The organism is Paenibacillus sp. 01L418 (assembly GCF_056400045.1).
The window spans coordinates 1-26,264 of sequence record NZ_JBFTSN010000058.1 but is presented as its reverse complement, the minus strand read 5'-3'; the positions used below and the strand labels follow the sequence as shown (position 1 = coordinate 26,264).

Here is a 26,264-nt window from a genome sequence, read left to right as displayed (position 1 = left end):
TGAACTGCACCCCGTCAAGTAGACATTACAAATAATAAAACCTGTTAAACGGCCTTAGTCCTAAACTCCATTGGACTGAGGCCGTTTAGTTTCGCCTGTAATCGTTCGTAATTGTAAAAGTGAATGTAGGCTTCAATGTCCCGTTCAAGCTCATCAAAAGTTCGGTATGTATGCAAATAATATTTTTCGCACTTCAGGGTTCCCCAGAAGGATTCTATGGGACTGTTATCAATGCATCTCCCTACGCGAGACATGCTATGGGTTAATTTTTTTCCAAATAACTTTTTGAACCGTTGAGAAGTGTATTGAAAGCCTCGGTCACTATGCAGCATCGGTCTACTTCTTGGTGCTGCCTTTATCGCCTTTTTGACGGTTTGAAACACGAGGCTGTTGTTGTTCGAGTGCCCGAATACATGGGATACAACGGTATTGTCATGGAGGTCTAAGATGGCGCTTAAATACGCCTTTTGACTTTGACCATACTTGAATTCCGTTACATCTGTTACCCATTTTTCATTCGGCTTTGTCGCAGTGAATTCGCGGTTTAACAAGTTCTCAGCCACGTGCTGAGGCGTTGATGTTGCATATTTCTTACGCTTTCTACGGCGGATCACTGACTGAATGCCTTGCAGCTGCATGAGGCGCTGGATGCGCTTGTGGTTAATCTGCTGCTCCGTTTCTTTGCATAAGTGAAGGGTTAATCGACGGTACCCGTAGATACCGCCTACTTTCTCATGCAGAGAGATCATCGCTTTTGTGAGTTTTTGGTTTTCTAGTTCACGTACGCTAGGCTTGTGGTTCAACCATTTGTAATAGCTTGATCGTGGAATCTCTGCAATTTCACACAGTATCTTAATGCTGAACTGCCCATCTTGCTGTACAGCTTGAATGGCAAGATAGATGTTTTCTTGACTTACTCGACTTAGCGTCGCCTTCTTTCGAGTTCCTCTAACTTTTTTAGGAATGCAATTTCTGCGCGTAGGCGTTCATTTTCAGCCTGCATCTTCTTCATGGTAAGCTTTTGGCGGTCTATGTCAGTTAACTCTTCTTCGGTCTTTTTACGTCCACGTCCATCCTGCAGCGCATCTTGCCCGCCGTCTTGGTATTTCTTCACCCACTGATATACCTGTTGGTAGGAAACCTGATGTTGCTCCGCAGTCTTCCCATAGTCATCGTTATTTGTTAGACAATACTGAACAATCTCTATCCGTTCTTTCCATGTCGTAGAACGTCCTTTCGTCATAGCCCTTGCTCCCCCTCTATAGGCTTTTAAGCTGCTATGACTATTATACTTCTTTACCCAGTTCGATAGCTGTGTTCTACTCGCAATCTTGTATTTATCAATAATATCGTATTGGGATATTTCCCCCTTAAGGTAATCCAACACCGCCTGCAGCTTAAGTTCTGCGGTATAGCTGCGGTTTAACGTCTGAATTTCTAACCCTTCCAAACCATAGACTTTATACCTCCGTTGCCATTTCGCCAATGTTGTTTTTGATAAGCCATATTTATACGCAGCGGCCATAGAGCCAAGTTCACCACTTTCGATCTCTCCGATTATGGTAAGTTTCTCTGATGCGGAATATTTAACTTTAGACATGAAAATGCTCCCCTCATAGCAACAGGTTTTTTATTATTTCACCTGTCTACTATTTGGGGAGCATATCAAAGTAGCTTCATTACTTCAGACGACAGTCCCTTTTGTTTTTCGACAAAATGCCACCAAATTAGAAGAAAGCCGCGCCCATTAACCGACATATTCCATCCGCGGACTCGGGTATAATGATGTTAATATATCTATCATTATTAGTAATTTATATGTAGTTGGTCAGAGGTTAAGAGATAAAGTAGAGATGGATAGCGGAGAGGGAGCTTGGGACGCAGCCGTCACTGTACTTGAAATAGATTTCTTGCTAGATGAATAGGCATTAATAGAAATGGAGTCCAGTATTTGAGCTGTAACAAGGATTGTTATTGCTATTAGGTATGATGGAGGAATTAAGCATGGCGATGAATTCAAATGATGCCTCGCGCAACCACATTAGGCTACGCTTTACAGAGGGCGTTAAGGCAGAGCTGCGGCTAATTAGTAAAGATGGACAATTGTTGACGTCGTCTACGACTACAGTACTTCTACTTAATTTAAGCCAAAATGGTTTATGCTTCTTATCCGGCTTGCAATTACCGATTCAATCCAATTATCTTGTTGAATTTCGAATGACGATTTCGAATGTGCAGATTATGATTCGCGGTCGGATCGTTTGGAATTTGAAACAAGATAATCAATTCGCTCATGGCGTGTTATTTGAATGCTCGAATACACTTCGCTCTCTTATTATTGGTGTCATGAACCAAGAAATATTAGAAAGTCAGCCACAGCAGAAAAAAATTCATTATTTATACAGCAGATTATTGAATACAAAACGGCTGTATTACAGTAGTTAACGATCTGATAGGAAGTAGAATTCAATAACAACTTAGAAGGGGGACATGCCTTGAAAATTATTTTGTTATCAGGCGGATCTGGGAAGAGATTATGGCCTTTGTCGAATAGTAGTCGAGCAAAACAATATTTAACTGTACTGGAGAGTCCAAACGGCGGCATGGAATCAATGCTGCAGCGTATATGGCGCCAGTTGGAAGAGTCGGATTTGCAGGAGCATTCTCGCATTTCGACTTGCCGTGAGCAGGTGGAGATTTTACAAAGACAGGTTGGTGTAAAAGCACCGCTTATCATTGAGCCTGAGCAGCGTGACACGTTTCCTGCGATAGCGTTATCCGCTGCTTATTTGTATTCAATCGCGGGCGTATCTTTAAATGAAACGGTCATTGTCATACCAGTTGATGCTTATGTAAGCTGTGATTTTTTCTCATGTATAAGAGGACTTCCAAAGCTGATCAGAGAAAGCAAATCTGAGCTGCTTATGGTTGGGACTAAGCCAAGTTATCCGTCAGAGCAATATGGATATATCGTTCCAGAAGCCAATCGGCACAGCAATGATGATGACAGCTATGAACGTAGAGTACATTCATTCAAAGAGAAACCGTATGAGGCTGAAGCTAATCAATTAATAAAAGGCGGAGCGTTATGGAATAGCGGTATTTACGCTTTCAAGCTTGATTATATGATTACTTTGCTCATGAATCGCAGGCTGCCTATCCATTATGATGAACTATATAAACAGTATACGAAAATTCCTAAATCAAGTTTCGAAATTGAAGTATCGCAAAAAGAAACCTCTCGTTCAGTTATTTGCTACGACGGTGAGTGGAAAGATCTTGKCACATGGAAAACATTATCCGAGGAGCTGGCCTTTGAACGACTAGGCATGGGCGAAATATCGGATGACAGCGAGCAATCCCAGCTCATCAATGAGCTGGACATTCCTATCTCCATTATTGGGCTTACGAATGTGATTGTTGCGGCAAGTCCCGACGGCATTTTGGTTACTAGCAAAAATGCGAGTAATGAGCTCGATGCGAAGCTTAAACTCATGAATGAGCGTCCAAAGTATGAGGAGCGCAGGTGGGGACATTCCAAAATTGTTGATTCCGTTGTCTTGTCATCAGGAACTCATTGTGTTACAAAGCGGGTTTTTGTTGCAGCTGGCCAAAATATAAGCTATCAAATGCATTTTAAGCGAAGAGAAGCGTGGACCATTATCTCAGGAGAGGGAGTGCTAATTCTGGATGATCTGTACCGTCATGTTGAGCCGGGCGATACCGTATCGATTCCGGAGAGAACGAGGCACAGCCTGCGGGCAATTACGGACGTTGAGCTAATTGAGGTTCAAACAGGCAAACAGATTAATGAGGATGACATTATAAGGCTTGGAACGACATGGGATGAAATCACTAGTCAATTAAATAGTGTATAATATGCTGTTAAAGCATGTTTGGGATGGATTGCAAATCGACGTTATGATAGAACTTCTGCCATTTAACGCTTAATGCCGTTTTTAATGTTGAGGTTGATACAATCATTACGAAAGAGAGAGGGAGCGATCTATCGAATGATATGTTCAAAGGACCGTTTTTATTGTGTTAGTTGCGGGGAGATGCTTTTAAGTCCTGAAGCAGATATTTTGTTTCGAACAGGATTTTTCCGAGTGGTACATCCAATGGGTTATTGCTTAACATGCAGCGTGGAGCAGGATAGGCTGGATGCTATAGTAGGATCGCCGGGTAAGACCAGTAACTATGACTATAAAATGTTCCTTCGTGCAGATGCGAAAGTTGCCGAACATGTTATACAGCCCTATCGCACAAATGATAATGAGAGCCTCTGCCCTACAGTTTAACTGTAGAGTAGAGGTGTATTTTTTTGTAAACTACCAATTGTTTCCTTAATCGTTTATAATGAATAGGATTTGGATTTTTGAAGGAGGAGCACAAATATGGATCAGCCTATTGTTAAATTAAAAAATGTAACCAAAAAAATCGGCGGCAGAACGATTATTGATCGCTTAACGCTTGATATCCCACTTGGGGAAGTATTTGGTTTCCTTGGTCCCAACGGCTCGGGTAAAACCACTACGATTCGAATGATGGTTGGCTTAATGTCGCTCACAGATGGTGAAATTACTATTGGAGGACATAGCATTACGAAGGAATACGAAAAGGCAATTCGCCATGTCGGAGCGATTGTTGAGAATCCTGAAATGTACAAATACTTGAGCGGCTATGATAATTTAATTCATTATGCACGAATGATTCCAGGCATCACAGAGCATCGTGTTCATGAGGTTGTTAAGCTTGTTGGTCTTGAAGGGCGAATTCGGGATAAGGTGAAAACCTATTCGCTCGGCATGCGGCAGCGGCTTGGCGTAGCACAGGCTATTTTGCATAAACCCCAACTGCTTATTTTGGATGAACCTACGAATGGCTTGGATCCGGCAGGGATAAGAGAGCTTCGTGATTATTTGCGCATGCTTTCCAAAGAAGAAGGTATTGCTGTATTTGTATCGAGCCACTTATTATCTGAAATGGAGCTTATGTGTGATCGTGTCGCGATCATTCAAAATGGCAAGCTCATAGACGTGCGAACCATTAAGGGTGAGCATGCAGCTAAAGTACATAACCGTGTTGTTATTGAAGTAGACAGTCAGCAGGCAGCGATGGATGTGCTGTTCACATCTGGCTTTTCCGCGGTGCTTGAAGGCAAAGATGCCATAGCGGTTGAGACGGATAAGGAAAACACAGCTGCCATTAATGCTTCTCTCGTTCATGCTGGAATCAAGGTTTATGGCATTCGCGTACAGGTTAAGACACTTGAAGATCAATTTTTAGAAGTGACAGGAGGGGAACGAATTGGGTAATTTTTTGCCGCTTATTCAAAATGAGAATATGAAAATTTACCGTCGTCCTCGCACATGGGTGATGACCGGTATATTGGTTTTGTTAGTTCTGGCGATTTCTATTTTATGGGTAATATTCGGCGGTAGAGATGCTTCGATGTGGGATGTTGCTTTTATGGAATCCTCCATTTTGTTTCTGCTCGTTACGATCTTTACTGTAGTCATCGCTGCTGGCGGCGTTGCTGAGGAATTTACGAGTGGCACCATCAAGCTTTTGCTTATCAGGCCTTGGTCACGCTCGAAAATATTGTTGTCTAAATATATTTCGATCATGATATTCGCTCTTTTGCTTGCTATTGTACTGTTTGCTACGACGATATTCGTGAACTGGATTTGCTTCGGCATTAATGCGTCGCCGGATATAAAGCCAACCTTCGTTGGAGATGAAGGAACGAATCCATTTTCGTATATGCTTAAGTATTATGGCTTAACGTTAATTTCGCTTGTTGTTACCGTAACGCTTGCGTTCATGCTCTCTACTGTATTCCGCAGCAGCGGTTTAGCAATTGGTATGGCATTGTTTCTTCTTCTAGGCGTGAACAGCTTTATTGGTTTAATTGCGATGCTCGATTACAATTGGATCGATTATCTATTGTTTATTCATTTGAATCTAACGCAATACTTGGATGGAAATCCGATGAGAGAGGGCATGACCTTAGGCTTTTCGCTTGTGGTGCTCGGTGTTTATTATGCTCTTTTCATCGCCATTACATGGTATACCTTTAAGAAACGCGATGTTGCAGCTTAGATTTTAGATGAATTAAAAAAGCCGTTTCTATACATGCTGCTTCTTCGGAAGACATGCACATGTAGAACGGCTTTTTTGCTGTATTATCCTGCTTGGCGAGATTTATCTTTGGATTCTTTAATTACTGCTTCTTTACCGATGATGTGTGGTGGATCGGATTCTACTGGCACACGATTTTTGCTGTCAGCTGCTTGCTCCATGTAGCAGTTGCCATTCAGCTTGCCRCCATCTTGAATGATAAGTGTTTGGGTTGTAATTGCCCCCGTTAACGTGCCGGAGGAAGTAATGATTAGCCTCCCCTTGGTGACGATATCTCCGAACACCTTTCCTGCAATGGTAATATCACGCGCCGTAATATTCGAGCGAGCAAGACCGCATTCTCCAATGATGACGTCAGCTTTGCATTCGATATCGCCTCGGTGCTCCCCCTCAATGCGAAGACTTGCTTCACAAATTAGCCGGCCCTCGCTTATCGTGCCTTGGCCAATTAATGTATCAGTGGCTGCCAGACGCTTATGGTCCTTGAACATAAACATTAATCCTCCTTTATTAATGACAAAAATGGTAAAGGGTTAACAGGCTCGTTTTTCTGCATAATTTGGAAATGTAAATGCGGACCAGTGCTTCTGCCGCTCGATCCGAGCAAACCAATCTTTTCGCCTCGAACGACGGTGTCGCCTTCTTTCGCTTCGATTTCCTTTAAGTGCATATAGGCGCTTTGCAGGCCTCCGAGATGATCAATGATAATATACTTGCCCAGTGAGTTATTGAAGCCAGTGTCCGATACAGTGCCGTCTGCTGCGCTAAATATGGGATCTCCTAGCTTGCCAGTGATGTCTAGTCCAGCGTGGAAAGCCGTTCGTCCAGTAAAAGGATCTCTTCGATAACCAAATCCAGAGGTCAGCATTTTGGAGCGTGTCGGCCAGCCGGAAGGATAAGCATCAACGGAGACTCGCGTCGCTTGTGCGAGCTGCAGCGTCAACGTTAATGAATCCTCCATCGTCTCGACCATCCGTTGCAAATCGGCGAGATGAAGTCCTGTTTCCTGTGCGAGCAAAACAAACTGTTTGCTTTGCTTCGAATCGTTAAAGCTCCGATTTCCTGTTGAGGAAGTATCGGAAAGAATTTTTACAGTTGTCTCACTTTTGTCTATTGGCGTCAGATAGGTAGAGGTCTCAAGTTTGCTGCCATAGTTTGCGATAAATTGCTTCAGCTTTAGTTCGAGCTGCTGCAGATCATCGATTTTCTCTTTCATTTCATTTGCTTGCTCTGACAATCCGATTATTTCTTGCTGCAGCGAGACAATAGCTTCGTTTTTATCGGAAACGGTTTGGGCAAATAGTTCGTCTTGTTGTGACATCTGTTCTTCCAATTGGTTCATTTCATAGGCCGACTTTATTTGAAGCCCCGCAATACAGCCCGTAACCGCTATTACTACCGCTGTTGGAGCGGCAAAGACCGATCGCTTTGAAACGTGAAACTGTTTAACGGTTTTGTCAGCGCCGCGCAGCACGACAAAAGACCATTTTGGCTTCTGGACTCGTTTCAATAGACTTCTCCTTCCTACTTAAGATTGGCTATAAACGATCAGAACGTTCTATTGCTATTTATTCTTAAACGAAGTAAAACATGCCATAAAACTTGCGTGAAACATACAAGAAACTTGCGTGAAACTTGTATGAAACGAGAAAGACTGCCCGTCGCACATGAATTGTGCAAGCGGGCAGTCTTTGTAATACGAGATCATTACAACACTTTATTGTGCCGAAGCAAGCTCTATTTGGGCAACTGCTTCCTCAATACCTGGTGTCATTGCAAATGTACGTCCTTGCTGCTGCTCGGCTGGAAGTGAAGCTAGCTGACCGATTCTTCTTTTAACTTCGTTAGAGAGATCGACAACCTGCTGAGCATATTGATTTGCTTTAGCTTCATCCTTTTCTGTAAGTGCAGTTTGATTTGCTTTGGCGTATGAGGTTATCGCAGCTTCATATAGATTGATATCCCAAGGGAATTTTTTGACGCCTTCATTAATCGTTGCTAGCGACTCTTCAAAAAGCCCTTTTTCTTGCAGAAAACGATATTCCGACATTAGAAGGCTTCGATTATAAGGATCATATTTTCTGCCTTCTTTTACAGTACTAAGAGCTTGATCAAGGAATGTAGCGGTGTTCGTTTGCTTATAAGCCTGCTCCAGCCAGTCAGCTTTCGTAAGCTTATAATAAGGCTGTGTTGGTGAAGACTTAATGGCACGATCAAGTATAGGCAGAAGTTGTTCTAAAGAAGTTTGCTGCCCAACTGCCAAATCGATAGCTTTATTATAGTTACTAGTTGCGTTAGTTTCTCGAATCGCAATGACTAGAAGGAATATAGACAATAACGCCATAACCGCTGGATATGCGATTTTTGGCCAAGATTTATTAAGCTTACCATTCATACGTTCGATTATTAGCTTGTGGCTATATGGAGCAAGCATACAACCGAGAGAAATAAAGACGAGAGAGATAATATAAATATAGCTCATATCAAAATCGATCACACTGTGGACTAGCAGCGCCAAAGAAAAAATGAAAAAGACAAAATGGCTGCCTCTAAGCTCGGGATAACGAATAAAGGATCGGATGTATAAAAAATATACAAACGCGAGCAGTCCGACGACTGCTAATAGACCAAGCCAACCGCTCTCCACAAGAACTTGTACAAAGAAGCTATGTGCTTGTCTGCTCCAATAAGGGTTATTCTGATATTGCTCAAACATGGCTTGCCAAGCGCCGCCACCGCCTCCAAGCAGTGGGTAATCCTCAGCTACACGAAGACCGTCTTTGTAAAAGGTTAAACGTTCCAAAACGCTGTGCTGTTGGAGGTTAATATTTTCAAAGCGTGCAGCAATTTTGTCAGGAAGCAGGCCGCGAATAGCACTGCTGCCAAGAAGGCTGATCGCTGCTACAGCAGTAAGTACGATAGTAATGACAGGCACAGCCGCAAAAGACCATTTGTACGAAGAAAGCTTGGTAAGCTTCGTTTCTAGGAAATTAGCAGCTTTGGCATGGTAAAGCATAATAAGGCCAGTAACAATGAGTAGGCCGAGCACAAGTAATCCCCAGCCCTGCATAGGCAGTGAGCTGAACAAGGAAATTGTACTTGGCGCTTTCGTTTCAGTAGGTTGAACTAGTGTAGCTATTTTATCAGCAATCGTTGTTAGTTTTCCAAGGACAGCCATGGAAACCACTACAGATACGCCCATAAACACGATGTATGTAATTTGCTTCGTTAAGCGTAAGAAAGGCAGCACAATAAGCAGCATAACTGGAATAATAACAATTGCACCGCGTGAATATGTGAGCATGAATGAAATCCAAATCGGTACAAGCATGGCAGCATGAATGATTCTTGCAGATGGACGCACGCAGTGAACTGCATAATACAAACTAACTAGAAATAAAGCGACTAGGAAGCCGGCGTATGAGTTTGAGTATTGGAATACCGACGAAAGGCGGTAGCCGTCATGTGCAAGCCATAGCGCATCCTTATAATAGAGTTGACCAAAAAGGTTGAGTAAACCAAATAGAACAATTAAATAAGAAGAGAGCATAACCGCGTATTCAATCGTTTTGCGGGTTAGCTTATTTTCTGCAAAATACAGAGCGCCTATGAATAAAGCAGCAAGTAGGAAAAATACGAGAGTCATAAACTTCGCATAATAGGTTGAAACCGCCTGTAATGATGACAACCAATAAATGAAGGGAAGCAGCATGACGGCAATCGACAAAATTCCGCGATAACTGTTCATCTGTGAGTTGCGATACACATAAAATGCAGTAAAGGCAAGCATCACGTAACCGAAGATGAGTGCTCCATAAATAGGGCCTTCAAAGCTTAATTCGTAGCCGTTAAACAATGCTCTCTCATAGGGGAAGATGACTAGAAATAGAGCGATTCCAATTGCCCCAATCCACCTCAAAAGCGCAAAATCAGCATTTAAAGTGTTCGTATTCCTTTTTGATTTGTTCCGTGCACTCATTCGTATGTACTCCTCATCCATCGTTATGTAGATATGAAACATTTAGCTTTATTTGTATTTTAACAAATGGGGGAGTAGATTACTATATTAGGACAAGCGATTTGTATGTAGTTTACAAATTTGTAGAATATGAGGTTTTGTCGAAATAGAGAGGGAATCGGAAAAATTCTACAATTTATTCGGTGTAAAGGTAGAATAAGGTGTTAATGTGGGAGGAATTTTGGTAAGATAGCAGGGGTAGATTAGTCAAGATTTTCGTTTAAAGAAATGAGGATATTAAGGATGGTTTTAAGCTTTCTTAGAGATTTTAAGAATATACAAAAGTTTATCTGGGAATTCTCAATACGCGATTTTAAAGCTAGATATTTAGGATCTTTTTTAGGAGTTCTGTGGGCATTTATACAACCAACCATTCAAATTATTATATATTGGTTTATTTTTCAGGTTGGATTTAAATCGGTGCCAATTGATAATTTTCCATTTATTTTGTGGCTAGTAAGTGCAATGGTCCCATGGTTCTTTGTGTCTGATAGTATACAAAACTCAACAAATTCGATAGTTGATAATAGTTATTTGGTGAAGAAGGTAGTCTTTAGAGTAAGTATTCTTCCCATAGTTAAAGTATATTCAGCTTTGTATATACATTTATTTTTCTTGATATTTATGATTGTAATGTTTGCGTTATACGGTTACTTTCCCTCGATCTATTCTTTACAGGTAATCTATTATTTAGCATCAGCAATTATTCTAGTAATAGGGCTCTCATGGATTACTTCATCATTAGTTATATTTCTAAAGGATGTAGGTCAGATTATATCAGTGATGATACAATTCGGTTTTTGGCTAACTCCCATTTTCTATTCTTTGAAAATGGTTCCTGAAAGATTTCATTTCTTTTTTAAGTTAAATCCCTTTTATTACATTGTACAAGGATATCGGGATTCTTTTATTTATCATAAATGGTTTTGGGAGTATCCAAATCTTACAATATATTATTGGTGTTTTACTTTAATTGTTTTAGTTGTAGGTACAGTTGTCTTTAAAAAACTTCGTCCGCATTTTGCAGATGTTTTGTAATAGAAAGGAACATGTAAATGAGCGATGAGTTTGTAATTGAAGTCCGTAATCTAACTAAAAAGTATAAATTGTATGACAAACCTTCGGATCGATTAAAAGAAGCATTAAATCCTGTGAAGAAAAAATATCATAAAGACTTTGGAGCTTTAAAAGATGTAAGCTTTTCATTGAAAAAAGGAGAAGCGCTTGGAATTATCGGTAAAAACGGATCTGGGAAGTCCACTTTGTTGAAGATAATTACAGGTGTTCTTACTCCTACTTCAGGAAGCGTAAATGTAAATGGAAGAATTTCGGCCTTATTAGAGCTAGGGGCTGGTTTTAACCCTGAGTATACTGGTCTGGAGAATATCTATTTAAATGCAACAATCATGGGAATTAGTAATGAAGAAGTGGATGCAAGATTAGATGATATTTTATCTTTCGCCGATATCGGTGAGTTTATAAATCAACCTGTCAAATCATATTCAAGCGGTATGTTTGCCAGATTAGCTTTTGCCGTTGCGATAAATGTTGATCCTGATATTTTAATTGTAGATGAGGCATTAGCAGTAGGTGACATTCATTTTCAAGCGAAGTGTTATCGTAAGTTTGATGAGTTTAAAGAGCAAGGCAAGACAATTTTATTTGTGACTCACTCATTAGACAGTATTATAAGATACTGTACTTCAGCTATTGTCTTGAATGAAGGAGAACTAATTAATCAAGGATCTCCTAAAGAAATGGTAGATATTTTCAAAAAAATTATAACTAAGAGTACAACACGTAATAATGTTAAAGACATAACGAAAGAATCCAATTCTAATTGGAAAGGTGAGATGGAGATACATCCTCATCGATTGGAATATGGCGACAAACAAATTGAAATTGTAGACTATGGCATATTCAATGAAGCAAATGAATTAAATACAACGTTACAAAGTGACGAAATGACTACATTTAAAATGAAAATCCATTTTCATCAAGATATTTCAAACCCAATCTTTGCGTATACGATTAAAGATGTAAAAGGTCTTGAAATAGCAGGTAGTAATTCTTGGTATGACAGTGTTCTGACTGGAGATTATAGACAAGGTGATGAAGTAATCGTTACTTTTGTTCATCAATTAAATTTGCAGCATGGAGACTATATGCTGTCATTAGGCTGTACAGGATATGTTGGGGATGAACTGGTTGTTTATCATCGATTATATGACGTTATTTTTTTTAGAGTTGTTTTATTTAAATCCATTGTTGGCATAACAAATTTAAATACCAATATTCATATCGAACGTTTGGGTTAGGGAAGAGGTTACTATGGAGCGGAATAGTGTGAAGTTAAACCTAAAATACTATAGTGGCAGTGATTATTATAGTGATGGTGACGTTGAAAATGAATTGCTAGAAATCGTTCAAAAATATGATTCATATGAAAGTATTCTTCAAGATAATAAGAGATGGCCCATACTTTATCACTTGTCTCCATTAAGGTGGAATTTATTGCAATGGTATCCATTTGAAAAAGAGTCTTCTTTATTGGAAATTGGAGCAGGCTGCGGTGCTTTAACGGGTCTATTTTGTAAACAGGTACATGATGTTACAGCGGTAGAATTGTCGAAAAAAAGAGCCGAAATCATTTCGCATAGATGTAAAAAACAAGAGAATCTAGAGATTATAGTTGGTAATATTGAGGATATACATTTTGAAAAAAAATTCGATTATATAACTTTAATAGGTGTATTAGAATACGCTGGAAAATATATAGACGGTGTACAGCCACACAAAAAATTTCTGGAATTAGTTAGATCCTTACTTAAACCGAATGGAATGTTAATAGTAGCCATCGAAAATAAATTTGGGTTAAAATACTGGGCTGGTGCTAGAGAAGATCATTCTGGAAAACTGTTCGAAAGTGTTGAAGGATATCTACAAAATGATGGTGTTAAAACATTCAGTAGAAATGAGTTAGAAGAACTTCTTTATGAATCCGGCTTATTGAGCAATCGGTTTTATTATCCGCTACCTGATTACAAGTTACCTAACAAAATATATTCAGATCTCTATCTTCCTAAGCCGGGCGATATAAGAACGACACCTAACTATGATCGGGACCGCTATCTATTATTTAATGAACAAAGCACATTTAACAATATTGTTGATAATAATCAGTTTCCGTTTTTCGCAAATTCTTTTTTAACTTTTTCTAGGCAAGGTGATGAATGATGGATATATTGTTTACGAAATATAATAGAGAACGCTTGCCTGAATTCCAGACAGAAACGATTATTTATAAAAAATCAGGTGTTTTTTTTACTCGTAAAAAAGCATTAAACCCTGAAGCGTTTCATCATATTAACCTAATGTTTGATAATTATAATACTTTAAAACATACAATGAAAGCAGTTCAGATAGCGAATTCTGAGCTTGATGGAGATTCCATTACTTTTGAATACTCAGATTCTCCATTATTAGAAAGCTATTTATATAAATCAATGTTAAATAATAATAAAAAATTATTTTTAAATTATCTTGGTATCTACAAGCAAATGATTCATAAACAAGATACGGTCTTTTTCGAAAACTATGAATCAGAACAATTGTTTGAAAATGTGTTCAAAAAGAAAGTGAATCTTCGGAATGTGTTATGTCTTAAGCCCATTAATATTGATTTAACATTCGATAATTTAACTTTTGACGGTGAACGATTGACAGTAATAGATTATGAATGGGTATTCAAATTTTACTTACCTGTAGAATTCGTAATGTTTAGAAGTGTTACAGAGTTTTTGAGCAAGTATGAGGGAAATTTACTTGGTTTTATTAGCATATCTGAAATATATACATATTTGGGCATAAAAGAGGAACACATTGAACAATTTAAGGAGATGGAAATTGGTTTTCAAAACTATGTATTCGGTGAATCAAGGCATTTTTCAAATGCATCAAAGGTGCAAAATAATGTTATTACTTTAGCTGATCTTGAGAATATCAACTTAAAACTGAAGCAAGATATTGAGCATAAAAACATTGAATTATTTAATAAAAATAGTGAATTAGAAGAAAGCTTTGTTTTACTTGGAAATATACATTCAAGAGCCGAAAGACTTGAGAAAACAATAGATGAGCAAATAGACCAAATCAAGGCATTGGAACTATTCATAACTGAGAAAAATCAATCTATTCTTAATAAAGAGGGACATATCCAACAACTGCTTATTCAAGAACGAGAATTAGAAAACATTTATAAATCAAGTGGTTGGCGATTATTAAAAACATATTATAAAACTCGGGACTCGGTTATACCCTCTAATAGTAAAGCTAGATTGGCTGTAAAACTTTTTTCGAGGTTTCTTAGAAACCCAAAATTGCTAATTAATAATTTAAATAAATCAAATTTAAAGAAACTGAAATATTACTTGAGTTCAGAAGAGGCTAGTCTAGTTGAGCATCGGATTGWTAGCTTTATGAATAGACACCAAATTTCGAGTGAACCTCAAATGCCAATTCAGTTGTTTAATAACTATGAGTATTCAAAACTGGAATTTGATTTTCAAGCAGATCCAGAGGTATCTATTATTATTCCAGTTTACAACCAGTTTAGTTATACTTACGCCTGCTTGGCATCTATATTAGAAAACACAAAAGGGTTATCTTACGAAATCATAATAGCAGATGATATGTCTACTGATGAAACTGTAAATATTGAGACATATATTAAAAATATTACGGTTATCCGAGATGGTGTTAATCGCGGTTTTCTTCTGAATTGCAATAATGCTGCAAAACATGCAAAAGGGAAGTATATCTTCTTTCTAAATAATGATACAAATGTTCAAGATCAGTGGTTAGATTATTTACTACAATTAATTGAATCAGACGATACCATTGGGATGGTGGGTTCGAAACTTATTTATCCGGATGGCAGACAGCAAGAAGCAGGCGGAATCATCTGGAACGATGCTAGCGGCTGGAATTTCGGAAGATTAGATGATCCAGATAAATCGGAATATAGTTATGTGAAAGAGGTAGACTATATCTCTGGTGCCGCTATTTTGGTTAGACATGATTTATGGCTTAAACTTGGCGGATTTGATGAACAATATGTTCCTGCATACTTTGAGGACACAGATTTGGCTTTTGCAATAAGAAGCCTTGGCTATAAAGTAATGTTGCAGCCTAGGTCAGTAATTGTTCATTTTGAAGGCATTTCTCATGGGACAGATACAGGTAGTGGAATTAAAAGCTACCAGGTCACGAACAAAGAAAAGTTTCTTCAAAAGTGGAAGGGCGAATTGAAGAGAGATCAATTTGCAAACGCGGAGCATGTGTTTTTAGCGCGTGACCGGTCTAAATATAAAAAAACAATTGTTGTAGTAGATCATTATGTTCCTCACTATGATAAGGATGCGGGAGGACGCTGTACTAATCTATATATGAAGCTCATGGTTTCAATGGGTTTTCGCGTGATTTTCATTGGAGATAACTTTTATAGACATGAGCCTTATACAAGTGAGCTCCAACAAATCGGAATAGAAGTCATATATGGAAATTGGTACGCTAAAAATATAAACCAATGGATCAAAACTAATGGCAGTTATATTGATTACGTCTATTTGAATCGACCTCATATATCAATTAAGTATATAGACACCTTTAAAATGCATACAAAAGCTAAGATTATTTATTTCGGTCACGATCTTCATTATCTCCGTGAAATGCGGAATTATGAAATAACAAAAAATCCGAGTCTATTAAAATCTTCTATGGAGTGGAAAGAGACCGAGTTTAAGTTATTTCATGCTGTAGATGTTATTCATGTTGTAGGCTCCTACGAACAAAAAGTACTTCAGGAGCAAATTTTAGATAAACCGATTAGGAATATTCCGTTATTTCCTTATGACAGCGTATATTCGGTGAATAGCCTAGTACCCGGGTTTTCAGACCGAAATGATCTCCTCTTTGTTGGCGGTTTTAATCATAAACCGAATTATGATGGTATCGTTTGGTTTATTGATCACATTTTACCTCTAATAAAGATGAGCATCCCTGATATCAAGTTATTTATCGTTGGATCAAATCCTCCAGATGATCTGATCCAAAAGCAATCTAGTAACATTATAATAACAGGTTATGTTACTGATAATGAATTAGAAAGATATTATGCTACTTCTAGAGTCGTCGTTGTTCCGTTGCGTTACGGTGCTGGAGTTAAAGGAAAAGTTGTTGAAGCATTGTATCATCAGGTACCAGTTGTAACAACCTCAATTGGAGCTGAAGGATTGCAAGAGATAGATGGTGTATTAACAGTCACGAATCATGAGAATGAATTTTCTAATGCTGTCATTAGAATATACAATGACGCTAATACATGGACTATAAATTCGAAGGCTTCAATAGGCTACGTTGAAAAATATTTTACTGTAGAAGCTGCAAAGGAAATCTTATCTTTAGACATCACAAATCAGGAGAATTCCTAATGATAAATGTAGTTTTGTGTGGAGGAAACGGGACCAGATTATGGCCCGTTTCTAGAACGCTTTATCCAAAACAATTTAATAAGTTCATGTCCAATCGTTCATTATTCCAGATGACTGTGGAACGTAATCATACGATCTGCGAAAATACGTTAATCGTTTCGAATGAAGAGCAATATTTTCTAGCCCTAGATCACTTAGATGAGCTTCAAATGAAAGAAGCTAAGTTTTTGCTTGAACCAGTGGGGAGAAATACGGCTCCAGCAATAGCACTTGCATGTTTGTCAGTGGATGAGGATGAATTGCTGCTTATAACACCATCAGACCATATCGTGAAAAATCAGGTGCAATACTATTCTTGCTTAGATAAAGCAAAACAACTGGCAGAAGATGGACATCTTGTGACCTTTGGAATTACGCCTGGATATCCTGAAATAGGCTATGGATATATTGAAGCGGATGGCAACAAAGTGCTTTCCTTTAAAGAGAAGCCTGATCGGAAGCTCGCCGAAACATATATACAACTCGGAAATTTTTATTGGAACAGTGGAATATTTATGTTCAAAGCGGGAGTGTTTCTGAAAGAGCTACAGATGCATGCTCCCGATATTTATAAAGCTTCTCTTACGGCATATGATAAATCATATAAACATCAGGGTATCTGTAGAATTCATTCAAATGATATGCAATCGATTCCAGCAGATAGCATAGATTATGCTGTTATGGAACGAAGCAGTATTGTAAAGGTTGTACCATCAAATTTCGGTTGGTCAGATCTGGGCAGCTTTGAAGCGTTGTATGATGAACTACCGCAAAATGAAAATGGTAATACGATTACAGAGCAGCATATTAGTATCAACTCTTCAGGGAACTTAATTGTTTCAAATGAAAGGATAGTTGCTACAGTAGATGTGGATGATCTCATAATCGTCGATACAGCGGATGCGCTATTGATTTCAAAGCAAGGGTCTTCACAAAAGGTGAAACAAATTGTTGATGAGTTGAAGAATAGAAAGTCAAATTTGAGTGACAATCATGTAACAGCATACAGACCGTGGGGCAATCACACTATATTAGATAAGTCGCAAAATTACAAAATAAAAAAAGTGGTTGTTAAACCAGGTCAAAAGTTAAGCAATCAAAAACACTTTCATCGGAATGAGCACTGGATCGTCGTTAGTGGAACGGCTCTAATTACGGTAAATGGCGAGCAGTCTTTACTTCGAACCAATGAATCAACGTTTATTAAAATGGGTGATGAGCACTTAGTGGAGAATCCAGGGAAAATAGATCTTCATCTGATTGAGGTACAGGCAGGGGAGTATGTTGAGGAAGATGATGTGGTCCGAAAGAATGGGAAAGTTCGGTGAAAATCATGAAAATTTTAAATGAAAAGATGAATATTATAGTAGTTTCAACAATATTGATTACATTGAGTGTGGTTTTCAATATAACTGCTATCAAAAATATATTGTTTGATGTTTATAAATGGCATATGGTTCAACCCGAAACTATTCAGGGGGGACTTGAACTAATCGTATTTTTTATTTTGATTGCTTTGATACTTATACATGTAAATAAAACTAGAGCATTATTTTTAGTACCCATACTTATGTTGATTTATTTGCAATTACATCAAGTTTTTCTTCCCGCGTTATTAGCTGTATTATACTTTGAGATGATAATATCGATTGGGCATTTTGTGTGGAGGATATTTAAAAATAATAAACAATTGATTACACTCGACACCTATATTCAATTGTTTATTTTCGGTTTTGTCACATGGTGTCTTTTTGCAATAGTTTTATCTGCATGTGGGTTTGGTGAATTTAATCATTTAAGAATAATGACAATTGGCTTGTACATATGCAGTCTTTTTAAGGGAGTATATACTCCACTTTCTTTTTATATACTGAAAAATGCCTACAGTGTCAGTAAGTTTAGTAAAGTTGGTTTATCTTTTGTGCTAACTATAATAATGATGCAATTTGCCAAGACAAATAGAGCATTAGATTATGATTCATTGTGGTATGGATTGAGACCTGAACAAGTTCTTATTGGGAACAATTCTTTTTTCGATAATATTGGAATGGTTATGGCTGTCCACTATTATCCAAAGTTGTTCGAATTATTCGCTGTTCCCCTCTCTGATATTGGTGACTATAGCTTTGTACTGTCAGTAAATATTCTCTTTTATGCATTTGTGCTGATAGTTATATTCTTGTTTAGTAGATATGTAACCAATAATAGTAATTATAGTGTTTTGATTCTTGCACTATTGGCAAGCGTTCCAGCAATTGCGAATATGGCTTCAACAGCTAAAACAGATATTTTTTCTGTTTTCTTTATAATAGCTGCAGCATATTACTTATGGATTTGGAATAAAGATAATCACTTATTTCCATTAATATTAGGACTCTCATCATCCATCTTATCGTTAGGCGGGAAAATCACAAGTGTAATGTATATTCCGCTGTTAATATTCGGATTTGTATTGCTCTTTATAGTTAGAAAGATTAAAGATAGAAAACTGAAAGTAATAGAAGTCTTTAACGAAAAAGTATTAGGGTGTTATTTGCTTCTCTCATCCGTATTTATTATATTAGCAATTTGTTATAGGACTTATAAATTAACAGGCTATCCTTTTTATCCGTTACTAGGTAGCCTTTGGGCCAAATTAGGTTTTCAAATTAAGTATCCTTTTCTAGGATCCAATAGCGAGTTCTTTTTAAGCGATGATAAAAGCTTGCTGCATCATTGGGCTAAAATATTATTTGATCCACAGGGATATAACCATTATGTTATGGTATGGCCTAGTAATTTATACTTGTTTGTTTGGATAATTAGTTTAATAGTTATACTCTCATACTATAAAAAAATGAAGCTTAAAGAGTATTCGTTATTCATTGTTTTTTTACCCATTATGCTTTCAGGAATATATAATATCTCTACGTTGCCTTATGGAGGGGACGGTAACTATTACATTCCTGTAGTAGTGTTTACTTTGATTGCATTTTTTGTGTTGATTAAAGTAATATCGCAGAACATTAGAAAAGTTATCATTATTAGTATGATAATGTTTATCCCAGTACAATCCTATGTGATGATGGTTTCACATTTTTCATGGAGTTACGGAACATCTAAATTTTCTTCAGATATAACACAGTCGAATTTAGAATCGTACGATACCAAATTGAAGTTATTCGAGGGTGAAGGAATATTAGAGATTGAAACATATTTATCGCAGAAAAATGAAACAGCAAACTGTATAAGTTTTTTGCGTCCTACTGGAGGCCAAGAACAACTTTTGAATCAATTATCGTGTAGATATGAAGATATACCTCATATGAGCTCTAGGTATGGTAACTCTGAATTATTTAGTTCTAGTGAAGAGTTTAAAAAGTATTTAGAGTGGGCTAATGTGAAATATATAATTATGCCAAAAGGCGATGTTGAAGGCTATGAAGGAGTGAAGGCTATTATTAATGGTTTTGAGCAATCTCCAAACACAAAGAGAGTTGATACATCAAATTATTATTTATTGGAAATCGATCAAAGAGACATTGAAAGTATTACGGGAATTACGAATTCTTTTGATACTGCTAAGTTATTAGAGGGATGGTATCCAAAAGAATCAAACTACAGATGGATTGCAAAAGAAGCTAATGGAGTCTTTAAAAGTGGAATGGAAGGAACGTTAATTATCAAAGGAATAGTTCCTGATATTTTTGACAATATAGAATTATCAGTACAAATCAATAATCAAGAAAAAAAAATATGGACTCTAAAAAAAGGAGATTTCACAGTAGAAATAAATAAAGAAATACCGTTAGTTACAGATGTAGACTTGACTATTTCATTAAATAAATCATTTATCCCAAAAGAAATTGGGAGAAATGAGGATAGTAGAGAATTAGGAATTGTTATTAAAGACTTAATATTTAAATAATGAATATGCTTATTATATCGAATAAATTAACCATGGGGTGTTACTTTGAATTACGTAATAAGTTTTTTAAATCGTTATCCTCTTAGAATGTCAATATTTATTATGATCATAGTTCTACTCGTAATTTATAATCCTATACTCTTAGGAAACTTGTGGTTAAAGTGGGATGTTTATGATGCTGCTTTTCCTCTTTCTGTAGCAGTGTCTGACGCATTAAAAGAAGGACAATTACCGCTGTGGGAACCATTTGTTTATAGAGGTGTCCCTCTATCACATTTAATAGGTGTATCAGTATGGTCACCGATAACAATTGTTTTTGGACTTATTGGTTATACACAGTATATAATGCAACTTCAATATGTAATACTTATATTATTAGCCGCGATTTTTATGTATATGTCTTTGTATATATCAGTGAAAAAACCTTGGCTTTGTATGGTTGGCGGTATCGCTTATGCTACTTGTGGCCAATTTGTAAGCAATGCGCAGCATCTAACTTTTTTAGTGGCAATGGTATTATTTCCTTTATTGCACTTCTCATTTAGAATGTGGGTCAAGAATCATCAAAGTAGTAAAAGTATAAAATTTTCTATATTAATTGGTGTAACCTTAGGTTTAATTATATTAAATAATTATCCTCCATTTATTTTTTTAAGTGTTTTATTCATTTTAATTGAGTATGTTTTTATTATTAAGCATCTATTTTCACATGAAAATAAATTGAAAATATTAATCAGTCATATCAAAAGTGCACTTATTGTTTTCTTCGTTGCATGTTTATTTGGTTTAGTTAGTATTTATACAACTCTTGAAATAGTAGGGAAAATTACTAGAGAGGAAATACCATGGGAACTAGCTACAGGCGCTTCCTTAAATCTATGGCACTGGTTAGGGTTCATATCGCCAGTATTTATACAATTAATTCATACCGCAAGACAAGATATTAATTTATCAATGACTAATGTCTATATTTCACTTCCTATTTTGATATTTGCGTTCTCCAAAAGACCGAACAAGAAAAATGAATATTTTCTCGTATTTATAATCATTCTTTCTGTGTTACTAACTATGGGGGATAATGGATTTATTTATAGACTTTTTTATGAGTTGGTTCCTAGTATGAGTTCATTTAGATTTCCTGCTGGACTTAGATACCTTTATTTTTATTATTTGATTCTATTGGCCATAGGGAATATAGAGCAAATATATAACGTTAATAAAATAGAGGCATTTAATTTATTCAAGAGAATTACTAAAATTTTTACATGGGTGTTTTGTGTAATCACAATTTTCTTTATATTAATCTACATATTAAAAATTAATACAATTAACATTCCTAGATTTACACTATCTGAGCTAGGAATCACTACTGTGATACTACTAATAATTTCACAACTATATTCTCATGTGAAAGTAAAAGCGTTTATGACAATAATATGTATTTCGACAATAATATTTAGTTTTATTGGTGTATTTAGAAATGAGGAATATACAATTGGAGTTAAAGAACGTCCTCATGCTTTTAAAGAAGAAATTAAAGAGCTATATAATAATTCTGCTCCAGTAAAAATTGATAATAAATTCACAGTAGCGTACCCAAACGTAATGGGTTATACAATATTTACAAAACAATTTCAAACAGGGGGGTATGTAGGCAGTTTTGAGCTGAATAAATTTACTGAGGCATATCAAAGCAATAAATTACCGATTGAGAATAATCCGGTAATTTATGCAGTAGATAATAAATCAGTATATGAAACTCTAGATGGACAACTAGATGTTACAGATGAGTCCTCTAAAATGGCACCTTCTTATATTGATTATAGCCCCAATGAACTCTCGATTGAGATAAACATGGAAAATGACGGATATGTAATACTTCAACAAACATATTTCAAAGGCTGGAAAGTTAAGGTTAATAATGAAAATACTGATCTTAAAGAGTTTGTAGGAGGAATATTCGGGACAAAAGTGAATGCTGGAAGTAACCGTATAACGTTTGAGTTTAAACCGATAAATACAATAGTTACAGCATGGATTTCTTTTGTTTCATGGATTTTGCTATCTATTTATGGAGTTTACTTAATTTATAAGCGTATTAGTAACTGTAAATGATAACAAGTGGAAAATTAACGTAATATTCCAGTTGTATAATAGATTGAAAAAGAAGTGCCTTTCGTTCCGAAAGGGGAATAAAAAACATCTTAAGATGTGCTTGTTGATTTCATTGTTCCATTTAGGTCTTAGAAGACTATAAACGTTGCGATGGAGACACGGATCATCAAGTGACTACGGATATGGAGTAGTCATAAGAGCGTATGATTAAGAACTGCGATTTAAAATTGTATACAAGAAAGATGATTTACTACAGCTTTCTAATTGGAGGTAAAGCGGTTAAAGCTTCTTTTCAAACCATGGATTCGATTTATATTTCTCGACCATGTGTGCTTTGATACGGTTTCGACCTCTACCTCCAGTTAGGGTACTAAATAGTAATTAAGTGCATTCTATTCAATTGTTTGGTACAGCTGTGAAAAGAATGAAAGAAAACATTTTACGAGGGGGATTAAAGTGATTGCTTCTAGAGTGATTGATATAAAAGAACTAGGCGATGAAAGAGGTTTACTAACCGTAATCGAAGAAAATAATACGATACCCTTTGAAATGAAGCGTATATTTTATATTTATGGTACTGCAGCAGGTGTGCGTCGTGGATATCATGCACATCATAGAACTAGACAAGCTTTAATATGTGTATCAGGTAGTTGCAAAGTCTATTTGGATAATACGAATAGAAAGTCGGATATTATTTTGGATTCTCCTACAAAAGTACTTCTTCTTGAGCCAAATGATTGGCACGAAATGTATGATTTTTCTACTGATTGTGTGTTGCTAGTACTTGCATCAGAATTGTATGACTCAAATGACTATATTAGAGACTATTCTGAATTTGTTGAGGTGTACGGTACATGAACAACTTTTATGCTCATCCGCATTCGATTGTTGAAACTGAACGTATTGGTGGTGACACTAGAATTTGGGCGTTTGCGCACATTCTTCCTGGTGCTGAAATAGGTTCAAACTGTAACATAAATGATCACACATTTATAGAAAACGATGTGATCATTGGTAATAACGTCACTGTTAAGTCAGGAGTATATATCTGGGACGGTGTAACTGTTCATGATAATGTATTTATTGGTCCCAATGTAACATTTACCAACGACTTGAAACCTCGTTCAAAACAATATCCAGACAAATTCTTGAAAACAATTTTGGAGGAATGGGCATCAATTGGAGCTAACGCTACAATAATTGCTGGAAATACAATTGGTAAGTATGCAATGGTTGGTGCTGGCTCAGTGGTCACTAGTGATATTCCGAATAATACTTTGTGGTTTGGAAATCCAGCTCGCTTCAGAGGATATATTTGTAATTGCGCTGAAAAGCTGGATGACAGCTTGATTTGTCCTTCTTGTTCAAAAAAATATATTATGATTGATGGTATGATTAAGGAAATACAATAATTTGAAGAAATAGGTGATAGTAGTGATTCCGTTTCTTGATTTGAAAAAAATTAATTTGCGTCATGAAGAGGCAATTCTAAATAGTATGAGTAAAGTACTCCACTCGGGCTGGTACATCTTAGGGGAAGAGGTTAAGGCGTTTGAAGCTAGTTTCGCTGAATATTGTGCTGTAAACTTTTGTTTAGGTGTCGCAAATGGATTAGATGCTCTGGAGTTGATTCTTAGAGGCTATGATATTGGACCAGAAGATGAAGTTATTGTTCCTTCTAATACATACATTGCCTCTATGTTATCCATTTCAGCAAATGGGGCTACTCCTGTTTTGGTTGAGCCTAATATTTCAACATACAACATAGACCCTGATAAAATTGTGGAAAAAATCACACCAAAAACGAAGGCCATACTCGTTGTACACTTATATGGACAAACTTGTAATATGGAATCAATTAATCAAATAGCCCGTAAATATAACTTGAAGGTTATTGAAGATTGTGCGCAAGCTCATGGTGCTGTGTATCGAGAGAGAAAGACAGGGAATTTAGGAGATGCTGCTGCATTCAGTTTTTACCCTGGGAAAAATCTCGGAGCATTAGGAGATGGCGGTGCTATCACTACAAATGATAAGGAACTGTATGAGAAACTATATGCGTTAAGAAATTATGGTTCACATAAAAAATACGAGAATTTATACAAAGGATATAACAGCAGATTGGATGAGTTCCAAGCTCCGATTTTGAAAGAAAAATTATTGTATTTAGACCAGGACAATGATTATAGAAGAAAAATTGCATCCTATTATTTAGAAAACATAAATAATGAGCATATTGTATTACCTCACGTGGAGGATAGAACTGATTCTCATGTATGGCATGTATTTGTAATTCGAACAGTAGAGCGTCAAAAATTCATTAATTATATGAGCGAAAACGGAATACAAACGATGATCCATTATCCAATTCCTCCTCATAAGCAAGAGGCATATCAAGAATGGAAAGACTTAAGTTTCCCTATTTCGGAAAAGATTCATTCTGAAATTGTAAGCATACCGATAAGTCCAGTAATGGAACATAAGKATGTTGAGAAAGTTGTGGAGGTCATGAATGAATACAGAGCACTTTAAATTATCTATTGTAGTGCCTGTTTACTATAATGAATTAAATATTCCTCACACGATTCCAAGATTACAGAACTTGCATAATATATTACCAAACTGTGAATTAGAATTTATATTTGTGGATGATGGATCAAAAGATAACTCTCTACGACTCTTATTGGAAGCTAGAGAAAAGGACTCTCGTATTAAAGTTGTAAAGCTAAGTCGAAATTTTGGTTCTATGGCTGCTATTCAGGCTGGACTACGCTATGTTACTGGCGATTGCGTAGGAATTATATCTGCTGATTTACAAGATCCGCCAGAGCTATATGAAGATATGATTAAGGAATGGAAGTCAGGTAAAAAAGTTATTCTTGCAACAAGGTCAGATCGTGAAGAATCTTTCTCTCAGAAAATGTTTTCAAACAGCTATTATTTTTTACTGGAGAAGTTCGCATTAAAGGGCTATCCAAAAGGTGGATTTGATTTTCTTTTAATTGATAAACAAGTCGTTCAAGAAGTGTTGGATATTAATGAAAAGAACACAAATATTATGAGTCTGATTTATTGGTTAGGACATGATAGAGAGTATGTTCCATATGTACGACAAGAGAGAAAACTCGGAACATCAAGATGGACCCTATCCAAAAAAATTAAATTGGTTATAGATTCTTTTGTGAGTTTTTCTTATACACCAATTCGATTTATGTCTGCTATAGGGTTTATTACTGCAATGCTTAGTTTTTTGTATGGAGTATTTGTAGTTGTTGGAACGGTGTTTGGTATGATAGAACTACAAGGTTGGACAACAATTATAGCGCTCATTACCTTTTTACTTGGTATAATTATGATTATGTTAGGTATTATTGGAGAGTATCTTTGGAGGATATTGGATGAAAGTAGAGCCAGACCGTCATACATTGTGGATGAAAATTACGAATAAGGTATTTTTAAAATATGTATTAAGTGGCGGCATTAATACGATTTCTACTTATATCATTTATTTAATATTGTTGAAGGTAACTAATTACAATGTATCGTATTC

At 36.6% G+C, this 26,264-nt stretch carries 19 protein-coding genes; 15 read left to right on the top strand and 4 right to left on the bottom strand.

Annotated features, from left to right (window positions below; translation table 11 throughout):
• Positions 1–44: 44 nt before the first annotated feature.
• A protein-coding gene (locus AC1DSE_RS10725; RefSeq protein ID WP_477527671.1) for an IS3 family transposase occupies positions 45–1,600 on the bottom strand; the annotation gives its coding sequence in 2 pieces (ribosomal slippage) (positions 45–961 and positions 961–1,600; 1,557 coding nt in all).
• Positions 1,601–2,004: 404 nt separating this feature from the next.
• On the opposite strand from AC1DSE_RS10725, the gene AC1DSE_RS10720 reads away from it, so the two are divergent.
• The 4 genes from AC1DSE_RS10720 to AC1DSE_RS10705 all read left to right on the top strand — a co-directional run bounded on the left by AC1DSE_RS10720 (position 2,005) and on the right by AC1DSE_RS10705 (position 6,105).
• Entirely contained in the window at positions 2,005–2,445 is a 441-nt protein-coding gene (locus AC1DSE_RS10720; protein ID WP_441876300.1) for a PilZ domain-containing protein, read from the top strand.
• 50 nt (positions 2,446–2,495) lie between these two features.
• A complete protein-coding gene (locus tag AC1DSE_RS10715) occupies positions 2,496–3,878 on the top strand; it encodes a sugar phosphate nucleotidyltransferase (RefSeq protein ID WP_477527670.1) in 1,383 nt (460 codons plus the stop codon).
• A gap of 519 nt (positions 3,879–4,397) precedes the next feature.
• Positions 4,398–5,318, top strand: coding sequence for an ABC transporter ATP-binding protein (locus tag AC1DSE_RS10710; protein WP_441876309.1), 921 nt, complete (start codon positions 4,398–4,400; stop codon positions 5,316–5,318).
• On the top strand, positions 5,311–6,105 hold the full coding sequence (locus AC1DSE_RS10705; RefSeq protein WP_076268918.1) for an ABC transporter permease: 795 nt from the start codon (positions 5,311–5,313) through the stop codon (positions 6,103–6,105). Before AC1DSE_RS10710 ends, AC1DSE_RS10705 begins: the two co-directional genes overlap by 8 nt.
• Positions 6,106–6,188: 83 nt before the next feature.
• On the opposite strand, the gene AC1DSE_RS10700 is transcribed toward AC1DSE_RS10705, so the two are convergent.
• From AC1DSE_RS10700 to AC1DSE_RS10690, 3 genes are all read right to left on the bottom strand, one after another.
• The gene (locus AC1DSE_RS10700) at positions 6,189–6,635 is read right to left on the bottom strand and encodes a bactofilin family protein (RefSeq protein WP_441876313.1); all 447 of its coding nucleotides are present in this window, start codon (positions 6,633–6,635) and stop codon (positions 6,189–6,191) included.
• A gap of 5 nt (positions 6,636–6,640) precedes the next feature.
• Positions 6,641–7,654, bottom strand: a complete 1,014-nt coding sequence (locus AC1DSE_RS10695) for a peptidoglycan DD-metalloendopeptidase family protein (RefSeq protein ID WP_441876316.1) — start codon at positions 7,652–7,654, stop codon at positions 6,641–6,643.
• Between the two features lie 207 nt (positions 7,655–7,861).
• Positions 7,862–10,123: an O-antigen ligase family protein gene (locus tag AC1DSE_RS10690; protein ID WP_477512868.1), complete on the bottom strand. Its 2,262-nt coding sequence runs from the start codon at positions 10,121–10,123 to the stop codon at positions 7,862–7,864.
• Between the two features lie 282 nt (positions 10,124–10,405).
• On the opposite strand from AC1DSE_RS10690, the gene AC1DSE_RS10685 reads away from it, so the two are divergent.
• The 11 genes from AC1DSE_RS10685 (at position 10,406) to AC1DSE_RS10635 (ending at position 26,162) form a co-directional block, all read left to right on the top strand.
• Complete coding sequence (locus AC1DSE_RS10685) at positions 10,406–11,200, top strand: ABC transporter permease (RefSeq protein ID WP_475443650.1); 795 nt, start codon at positions 10,406–10,408, stop codon at positions 11,198–11,200.
• A 17-nt stretch (positions 11,201–11,217) separates the two neighbouring features.
• A complete protein-coding gene (locus AC1DSE_RS10680) occupies positions 11,218–12,480 on the top strand; it encodes an ABC transporter ATP-binding protein (RefSeq protein WP_477512867.1) in 1,263 nt (420 codons plus the stop codon).
• A 28-nt stretch (positions 12,481–12,508) separates the two neighbouring features.
• Positions 12,509–13,399, top strand: coding sequence for a class I SAM-dependent methyltransferase (locus AC1DSE_RS10675; RefSeq protein ID WP_477527669.1), 891 nt, complete (start codon positions 12,509–12,511; stop codon positions 13,397–13,399).
• On the top strand, positions 13,396–16,653 hold the full coding sequence (locus tag AC1DSE_RS10670) for a glycosyltransferase (RefSeq protein ID WP_477527668.1): 3,258 nt from the start codon (positions 13,396–13,398) through the stop codon (positions 16,651–16,653). The genes AC1DSE_RS10675 and AC1DSE_RS10670 overlap by 4 nt, the downstream gene beginning before the upstream one ends.
• On the top strand, positions 16,653–18,020 hold the full coding sequence (locus tag AC1DSE_RS10665; protein ID WP_477512864.1) for a mannose-1-phosphate guanylyltransferase/mannose-6-phosphate isomerase: 1,368 nt from the start codon (positions 16,653–16,655) through the stop codon (positions 18,018–18,020). The genes AC1DSE_RS10670 and AC1DSE_RS10665 overlap by 1 nt, the downstream gene beginning before the upstream one ends.
• On the top strand, positions 18,017–20,599 hold the full coding sequence (locus AC1DSE_RS10660; RefSeq protein WP_477512863.1) for a hypothetical protein: 2,583 nt from the start codon (positions 18,017–18,019) through the stop codon (positions 20,597–20,599). The genes AC1DSE_RS10665 and AC1DSE_RS10660 overlap by 4 nt, the downstream gene beginning before the upstream one ends.
• Positions 20,600–20,749: 150 nt before the next feature.
• Positions 20,750–22,714 carry a YfhO family protein gene (locus tag AC1DSE_RS10655; RefSeq protein ID WP_477512861.1) on the top strand — a complete coding sequence of 655 codons (1,965 nt, stop codon included), beginning with the start codon at positions 20,750–20,752 and terminating at the stop codon, positions 22,712–22,714.
• Positions 22,715–23,170: 456 nt separating this feature from the next.
• Positions 23,171–23,572, top strand: a complete 402-nt coding sequence (locus AC1DSE_RS10650; RefSeq protein ID WP_477527667.1) for a sugar 3,4-ketoisomerase — start codon at positions 23,171–23,173, stop codon at positions 23,570–23,572.
• Complete coding sequence (locus tag AC1DSE_RS10645) at positions 23,569–24,126, top strand: acyltransferase (RefSeq protein ID WP_477509115.1); 558 nt, start codon at positions 23,569–23,571, stop codon at positions 24,124–24,126. The genes AC1DSE_RS10650 and AC1DSE_RS10645 overlap by 4 nt, the downstream gene beginning before the upstream one ends.
• Before the next feature lie 22 nt (positions 24,127–24,148).
• Positions 24,149–25,246, top strand: coding sequence for a DegT/DnrJ/EryC1/StrS family aminotransferase (locus tag AC1DSE_RS10640; protein WP_477527666.1), 1,098 nt, complete (start codon positions 24,149–24,151; stop codon positions 25,244–25,246).
• Positions 25,227–26,162 (top strand): glycosyltransferase family 2 protein, encoded by a 936-nt coding sequence (locus AC1DSE_RS10635; protein WP_477509113.1) that lies wholly within the window; start codon positions 25,227–25,229, stop codon positions 26,160–26,162. The genes AC1DSE_RS10640 and AC1DSE_RS10635 overlap by 20 nt, the downstream gene beginning before the upstream one ends.
• The last annotated feature ends 102 nt before the right edge of the window (positions 26,163–26,264 follow it).

What these genes read in the sequence shown, in the direction of transcription:
- AC1DSE_RS10665 (WP_477512864.1), top strand. Translation starts at nt 16,653, where the DNA reads ATGATAAATGTAGTTTTGTGTGGAGGAAACGGGACCAGATTATGGCCC.
- AC1DSE_RS10645 (WP_477509115.1), top strand. Translation starts at nt 23,569, where the DNA reads ATGAACAACTTTTATGCTCATCCGCATTCGATTGTTGAAACTGAACGT.
- AC1DSE_RS10635 (WP_477509113.1), top strand. Translation starts at nt 25,227, where the DNA reads ATGAATACAGAGCACTTTAAATTATCTATTGTAGTGCCTGTTTACTAT.
- AC1DSE_RS10710 (WP_441876309.1), top strand. Translation starts at nt 4,398, where the DNA reads ATGGATCAGCCTATTGTTAAATTAAAAAATGTAACCAAAAAAATCGGC.
- AC1DSE_RS10685 (WP_475443650.1), top strand. Translation starts at nt 10,406, where the DNA reads ATGGTTTTAAGCTTTCTTAGAGATTTTAAGAATATACAAAAGTTTATC.
- AC1DSE_RS10720 (WP_441876300.1), top strand. Translation starts at nt 2,005, where the DNA reads ATGGCGATGAATTCAAATGATGCCTCGCGCAACCACATTAGGCTACGC.
- AC1DSE_RS10690 (WP_477512868.1), bottom strand. Translation starts at nt 10,123, where the DNA reads ATGAGTGCACGGAACAAATCAAAAAGGAATACGAACACTTTAAATGCT.
- AC1DSE_RS10680 (WP_477512867.1), top strand. Translation starts at nt 11,218, where the DNA reads ATGAGCGATGAGTTTGTAATTGAAGTCCGTAATCTAACTAAAAAGTAT.